This is a genomic window from Terriglobia bacterium, assembly GCA_020073205.1.
In the GTDB taxonomy this organism is placed as follows: domain Bacteria; phylum Acidobacteriota; class Polarisedimenticolia; order Polarisedimenticolales; family JAIQFR01; genus JAIQFR01.
Genome location: JAIQFR010000154.1, coordinates 1 through 7,522, shown reverse-complemented (window position 1 = coordinate 7,522; position 7,522 = coordinate 1). Strand labels below are relative to the sequence as shown.

General features: G+C 64.8%; 4 protein-coding genes. 1 reads left to right on the top strand and 3 read right to left on the bottom strand.

Going from position 1 to position 7,522, the window contains the following annotated elements; translation table 11 throughout:
• The 3 genes from LAO51_19250 to LAO51_19240 form a co-directional block, all read right to left on the bottom strand.
• On the bottom strand, positions 1-1,094 hold a 1,094-nt coding region (locus LAO51_19250), incomplete at its 3' end, for a glycosidase (protein MBZ5640879.1).
• A 39-nt stretch (positions 1,095-1,133) separates the two neighbouring features.
• Complete coding sequence (locus LAO51_19245) at positions 1,134-5,147, bottom strand: glycosyl hydrolase (GenBank protein ID MBZ5640878.1); 4,014 nt, start codon at positions 5,145-5,147, stop codon at positions 1,134-1,136.
• Between the two features lie 163 nt (positions 5,148-5,310).
• On the bottom strand, positions 5,311-6,987 hold the full coding sequence (locus tag LAO51_19240; protein MBZ5640877.1) for a glycosyltransferase family 39 protein: 1,677 nt from the start codon (positions 6,985-6,987) through the stop codon (positions 5,311-5,313).
• 234 nt (positions 6,988-7,221) lie between these two features.
• Between LAO51_19240 and LAO51_19235 the strand changes: the two genes are divergently transcribed.
• Complete coding sequence (locus LAO51_19235; protein MBZ5640876.1) at positions 7,222-7,488, top strand: transposase; 267 nt, start codon at positions 7,222-7,224, stop codon at positions 7,486-7,488.
• The last annotated feature ends 34 nt before the right edge of the window (positions 7,489-7,522 follow it).

The following is a 7,522-nucleotide window of genomic DNA, read 5'->3' as shown; positions in this document are numbered from 1 at the left end:
ACGTTGTCGGAAAACATGAGGTAGATGTTCTCGTTGTCCTGGCGGGAGAGCATAGCAAAGAGGCCGTTGATCTTCCGTGGGAAGAGTGCCATGCCTTTGTTCTGGGCGGCCGGCCCGTTCAAGGTGATGAACCGAAAGAGGAGGAAATCGGAAGTCTCCACCAGCTCTGGCAAGACTACCTTGCCATCGTAGGCGGTGAAGGTGGCGTAGTAAACGTGCGTGCTGTCATCGTTCTGGAAACAGACGAACCGGGCGTCTTCGATGCCGTTGCGTTGTGAGGGTGTGGCCGGAAATATGATGCGCTCAGACAGTTGCTGTTCAGGCTGGAACTGAACCTCATAGTTGGACTGAGCCAGCATCCAAATTCCCTCGACGGTAGTCTGATGTTCCTGCCACATTCCATTCGTCAGGCGGGACTGCCTCAGCTCGGTATCGAGAATGGCACGAAGCTCCTTCAATGCAAACGACTCCCCGATCTTGTTCATAACCCGGCGCGTGAATTCGTCGGTCAATCCCAGCTCCACGAGTTTCCCGGCGAAAAGCGCCTTCTCGTAAAGCGGATTCGGGATTTGACGCGGCTCGACCAGGAAGCGGCCTGGGAGTTGTACCTCGATCCGATGGTCGTCGTGGATGATACCGGTCCGAAAAGTGAGGGAAGAAATATGTCCCTCTCCCGTGGCGCGCAAGCTGAGGATAAAACGCAGAGCGCCGGGAGGCAGGTTAGACTGATCAGGGTGCGGGACGATAGACGGATTGAACAAGGCTGCGGATTCCAAGGAGAATTCGCAAACGAAATAGGAGCCGATCAACAGTTGTCTTTGTTCTGAGAGCGCCTCATCGGTCAACAGAAGGTGGCGGACCTGTTCGAATCGTTCTTGAAAGAGGTTGCAGATCTGCTGGTGTCGGTTGGAGAATTCGGCAAAGACTGCTTCCAGTAGAAGACCGACTCGGTCTTCCGGAAGCGACATGATTCTCGCAATAATCCTGCTCGCCCGCCGGGGATCCTCCGGACCGAACGGCCGCAGAAGAACACGTGACTGGTCGGGCTTGAGGATCGTGGCCGTGCGTTTGACGTGAATCGAGTTGGCGTTCATAAACTGGTTACTCCACGGAAACGAGACTGGAAGCGGCGATTACGCTTCGACGGCGATCGGCTCCCTAAAGCTCGCCAGCATATTTTGCGCCAAGCGCATTTCCGCCAACGAAAGCAAAAAGGCCAGGGTTGATTCCGCTCCCTGGTTCCCGTTGACCCGATCCACGTGCAACCCATCGCGGCAGCCGCCAGACGTGGAAGAGTAAAGCTCTAATCCGAGATCGTTCCAGCCGATGAACCAGTCGAAGGCACGTTGCGCCTGCTCGTACCACCGAAAGTCCGATGTGGCGCGATAAGCTTCAAGACAGGCTGAAATCGTTGCTTGCGCCTCGATGGGCTGCTGGTCGAAGTTGGCACGCGTCCCGCCCCGCCGATAGAATCCGTTGGTGCCAATGGGCCGGAAGTGGCCCTTCTCGGAGGTCTGCAATTCCACGAGCCAGCCCAGGGCCTGTAGGCCACGTTCAAACACCGCTTGATGTCCTGTGGCGTGTCCGCTGAGAATTAGGGCGTGTGCGAGCTTCGCGTTATCGTAACTCAGGTCCTCCTCAAACCAGCACCAGTCGGGCCGGGCGGTCCTTTCGAAGAGGTCCATGAGCCGGGAAGTGAGTGTCTCACGGGTTTGGTTGACCAGGCTGTCACCACTGAGCCGACGCATGTACTCATGAATGCCGAGGAGAGCGAATGCCCACGCCCGCGGCGAATTGAACTCCGTCAGCGCTGGCAGTGCTAGCGCGAAGAGTTGTCCAGCCATGATCTGGAAGCTCCCATAGGGCGAACGTCCCACCCCTACACCCAGCGCCCAGAGCACTCGGGCCTGACAATCCTCCGAGCCTTGGTCATCGAGCCAGCGGCGATCGAAACTCAGGTGGTTGTGGAAGCGTTTCAGTTTCCGATCAAAAGCGTGGTGCAAGAACGCCGCGTAAGTTGTGGCCAGTGTCCGCACGATCCCTGGCTCCTCTCCCAATTCACTAAGCAACACCGCCAGTATAAATGCCCGAGCGTTATCATCCGTACAGTAGCCCTCCGAAAAATTCGGGATGCTAAAAATCGCATGTTGAAAGAGTCCGGTCGAATCGGTCATCCGCAAGAGATGATTTAGCTTCAACTCCGGGAGCTCCCGCGGCTTTTGGTCGAGCGTCTTCGCTGCCAGAGATTTTCGAGACCGCGCCGTCCCCTCGATCCGTGACAGCTCGAAGGAACGCATATATAGCTGTGCCACGTTGCTCCAGATCATCTCACGGCCTAATTTGTAGGCATTCTTGCGAATGGCATGCCGACGGGTGTCGTCGCGCAGCCGGTTGATCCCGCGGTGCAGGTCGGTGAACCGGTCGCGCACCTTGATCCCCAGCTCGAACTGCCTCTCGAGCTCGGTCTCGGTCGCTTTCGCCCTCGGGTCGGGCCGAACCTCGAGGGGCTGCTCCTGGGTCTCGCCGTCCACCGCGAGCCGAACCGTGTACTTTCCGGGAAGGACCAGCGGCCCCCGGGGCGGGAATCCGCCGTAGAACGCCCCCGGCACCTGGACCGGAGGGTCGGTTCGAAGGTCCCACGCGAAGCGGTTGTGGCCGGCCTCCTTGGGCAGCGCGTCCGGCGGCTTCTCCAGGTCGGGCCACTCCGGCGGCTGATCGCCGATGGTCGGGGGCTCGCTCGTGAGCGTCCGGACCACGCGGCCCAGTCCGTCCAGGATCGTGATCGAGAGGGGCCCCTTCGGGACCGCCTTGAGAAAGTAGTCGAGCAGCGCGCCCGGCGGCGGGTTCTGGCCGGCGGGCCGGCGCCGGTCGAACCCTTCCGGGTAGTGGAGCCTGAGCGCGGCCTGCGGCCGGTAGAGGAGGACTTTCGCCTCGGCGGCGCGGGCATCGAGCTGCCGCAGCGGCTCGAGATCGTCGAGGATCCAGAACGACCGCCCGTGGGTCGCGGCGACGAGATCGTCGCCGTGCACCACGAGGTCGTGCACCGGCGTCACCGGCAGGTTGAGCTGGAGCGGCTGCCACCGGGCGCCGTCGTCGAACGAGACGAAGACGCCGGTCTCGGTCCCCGCGTACAGGAGCCCCCTTCGCTTCGGGTCCTCCCGGACGACGTGGACGAAGGCGCCCACCGGGATCCCCCGGTCGATCCGGGTCCAGGTCCTCCCGTAGTCCGTGGTCCTCCACGCGTACGGAGCGATGTCGTCGAGCTTGTGGCGGTCCACCGCGACGTACGCCGTCCCCGCGTCGAAGGGCGACGGGTCGATGAGGCTGATCGTGCTCCACTCGGGGAGGTCGGAGGGGATCACGCTGCTCCACGTCTTCGCGCCGTCCCGGGTCACGTGGACGCGGCCGTCGTCCGTCCCGACCCAGATCACGCCGGCCGTCACCGGCGACTCGGCGACGGTGAAGATCGTGTCGTAGTACTCGACCGACGTGATGTCGAGCTGGATCGGCCCGCCCGACGGCTTCTGCTTGCTCTTGTCGTCTCGCGTCAGATCGGGGCTGACGATCTTCCAGGACATCCCACCGTCCTCGCTGCGGAAGAGGACCTCCGCCCCGACGTAGAGCTGCTTCGGGTCGTGCTTCGAGACCATCACCGGCGACGTCCAGTTGAACCGGTGCGTGAGCTCCCCCGCGCCGCGCCCGGAGGTATCGAGCGGCCAAGGTCCCAAGACCTGCGCCTGCTCGGTCCTCCGGTCGAAGCGCGTGACGAAGCTCGACTCGGTCCCCGCGTACACGATCTCGGGGTCCCGGGGGTCGGGGGCGATGTACCCGCTCTCCCCTCCGCCGACCTCGTACCAGTCGCGCTCCGTGAGGATGCCGTAGTCGGAGCGCGTCGCGATGGCGATGGTCGAGTTGTCCTGCTGCGCGCCGTAGACGTAGTAGGGGAACCGATCGTCCGCGGTCACGTGGTAGAACTGTGCGGTCGGCTGGTTCAGGACCGAAGTCCACGTCTGCCCGCCGTCCACGGTCACCGAGGCCCCGCCGTCGCTGCCGTTGATCATGCGGCGCGGGTCGGTGGGGTCGATCCAGAGCCCGTGGTGGTCGCCGTGCCGCGCCGGGAGCAGGGCGAGCGTCTTCCCGCCGTCCACCGAGCGATAGAGGCCGGTGTTGGCGAAGTAGACCGTGTCCGCGCTCTCAGGGTCGGCCCAGACGTGGCTGAAATACCAGGCGCGCTGCCGGATCCTCTCGTCGTCGTTGATCCGCCGCCAGGTGTCGCCGCCGTCGTCGGAGCGGAAGAGCCCGCCGGCCTCCGCCTCGACCATCGCGTACACCCGGCTCGAGTCGGCCTTCGAGATGGCCACCGTGATCCGTCCGAGGAAGCCGCCCGGGAGGCCGTGCCCCTCGAGCCGCTTCCAGGTCGTGCCGCCGTCGATGGAGCGGTAGAGGCCGCTTCCCGGGCCGCCGCTGGCGAAAGTCCAGGGCTGCCGCCGCACCTGCCAGAGCGCCGCGAACAGCACCCGCGGGTTCGACGGGTCGAAGATCACCTGGATCGCGCCGGTGTCGGCGTCCTTGTAGAGCACCTTCTCCCAGGTCCTCCCCCCGTCCCGGGTGCGGAAGACGCCTCGCTCCTCGTTGGGGCCGAACGCGTGGCCGAGCGCCGCGACGAACACCACGTCGGGGTTCGTCGGGTCCACGATCACGCTGCCGATCTGCCGCGTGTCGTCGAGGCCCAGGTCGAACCAGGTCCGCCCGCCGTCGGTGGACCTGTACACCCCGTTCCCGTTCGTCGTGTTGCCGCGGATGCAGGCCTCGCCGGTGCCGACGTAGATCACGTTCGGGTCGGACGGGGCGACGGCGAGCGCGCCCACGGACGCGATGGGCGTGCCGTCGGTCAGCGGGGTCCAGGTGGCCCCGGCGTCGATGGACTTCCACACGCCCCCGGCGACCGCGCCGAAGTAGAACACGTTCGGCTGCCCGGGCACGCCGGCGACCGCGATCACCCGCCCGCCGCGGTAAGGACCGATTCCGCGCCATTTCATGCCCGAATACAGCGACGGCGGGTAGGGCTGCGCGGCGGCCGCGGCGGACGAGACGAGCGTGGCGGAGACGAGCAGCAGTGTGGCAATCGTGTGGCGACGCGTGATCATCCTGTTCCCCTCGTGGCCTGCGGCACCGGGTTCAGCCGAACCCACGGTTTATACACCCGCCCGCGCGGGGCGGCGAACGGCGAAGAGGCGGGTCGAGGGCACGGCCGGACCCGGCTGCCGTGCGGACCCGGCCGCCCGGGATCGCGACCTCAGGGATCCGGGGTCAGGGCTCCGCGTCCTCACCCTCGACGTGGTAGACGAAGATCGAATACCCCAGTCGTGCGACCGGTTCCTTGTCCCTCAACCAGGCGAACAGGCTCTTGTTCTCGAAGTAGACGCCTTGCAGGTTGGTGGCGCTGATGGCGAACCAACCGTGACGGTAGGCTCGCTTCTTCTTCTCGGGCGACGGATTGACGAGGACGACGCTGGGAAGCCAGTCATACGCGATGCCGTATCGCTGGGGCGAGTCCGAGCCGAAGTAGCTCAGCCGGATCCTGGGGATGTTGTTTCGCTCCATGAACCGGCCGAGTCCTTTGAGGTCCTGTCCCCAGTCCAGGTTCGAATCCACGAGGCACCGGTACCCGTTGCTCGGACCGCCCGCGAGCTCGTTGAAGTAGGCCAGGTAGTGAGGGTGGATGTACCACGATGCGCCGAGGTACCACGCGCCGAGCGCCGCGAAGAGCGCGACGTGCGTCGCCTTCGACCACAGCGCCTCGACCGCCCTGCTCGAGAACACGTACAGGAGCGGAAAGATCGGCAGGACGTACCGCAGGCCGGTCGCCTGGTGCTCGAAGCTGAAGAACGCGACGAAGGCGATCGCCGGCAGCAGCAGGAAGGCCTCGTCGATCCACGCGCCGCTGCGCACCTTCCCGACGAAGACCACGATCGAGATGCCGACGAACGCGAGAACGGCGAGCGGGGTCTTCATGACAATCGACGCCAGGACGTAGTACCACCACCCGGCGTCCGAGTAGCTGCCCAGCAGGAAGCTCGGGTGCCCCAGGCCCGCGAGCTCCCGCTGGTAGCGGATCCCCTGCACGTACGGGGTGAGGTCCAGGCCATAGCCGAGGAACAGGACCACGATTCCGACGGCGAAGAAGCACGCGACGCGGGCGAGACTCGGCCTTCCCTTCTTAACCCACCAGAGGAGGACGAGGAGAAGAGCGACGGGCACGAGGAGCGCGCCGGTGAATTTCGAGAGAAGCGTCAAGCCCAGGCTCGCCCCGCCGAGCAGGGCATACGCCAGGCGCGGAGATCTGCACAGCCGCCAGAGGAAGTACACGGTGAGGAGCGAGAACGTGGTCAGGACGATGTCGGGGGTGATGAGCCGGGCGTGGGCGAGCATGTTGGGGCAGAACGTGAAGAGCACCGCGGCGAAGACCGCGCTCCTGGCCCCGTAGAGCGAGTAGCTCCACAGGTAGACGAAGCACCCGAGCAGGAGGGCTACGAAGACCATCGTGAGGCGCGACAAGGTGAGGAGACGATCGTCGTGGTTCAGCGGGCTCGAGAGCAGGACCTGGCCCCGGATCGTGTCGGACCCGTCGACGCCCGCGAGGAGTCGCAGGTGGGACTCCGGTGACGCGATGGGGTGAAACACCGTCGAATCCGTGGGGACGAACAGCAGCGGCAGGCTCTGGACGTAGTACGAGAACGGCGGGTGCAGGATCGACCCGGAGACGTTCCAGGCGCCGTGCTGCAGCAGGTACTTGCCGAGGGCGAAGTAGTGCGTCTCGTCCCACGTCGCGGACTCCTGGACCATGCTGGTGACGGCCCTGACCGAGAAGACGAGCAGGCACACCACGAGGGCGAGGTGGGGAAGGGCGCGCTTCATCCGCTGGCCCAGATCCCCAGGGGCGGCGCCAAGGGTCGGGTCGTGGGAATCCACGGTGCGCTTTCTCAATTGGTCGGAGCCGGATCCGTCCCGGTTTGTCCGGGCGGGCAGAGCATAGCCCGGGTCGCGGCGGGTGGGAAGAGGCCGGGACTATAATGCGGGCACGAACCGACGGTTCGCTCGTGTGAAATTCTCGGCCCCGGGACCTCGTGACGTGAGGGAGCGACGCTGACCTGCCCCCCGAAAACCGAGCCGTTTTGAATGAGAGTCCTCCCGGGGTATAAGCCCCCGCAGGAGGACAGGATGAAGCGGTCGAGATTCACGGAAGAGCAGATCATCGGGATCCTGAAAGAGGTCGAGGGTGGACGGAAGATTCGGGAGGCGTGCCGGGCCCACGGGGTCAGCGAGCAGACGTACCACCGATGGAAGGCCAAGTACGGGGGCCTCGGGATCAGCGAGGCGCGACGTATCAAGCAGCTCGAGGAGGAGAATCGGCGGCTCAAGAAGCTCGTTGCCGACCTCTCCCTCGACAACCAGGCGCTGAAGGACATCGTCTCCCGAAAGTGGTGAAGCCCGCCGCGCGGCGTGAGGTCGTCCGCTACAC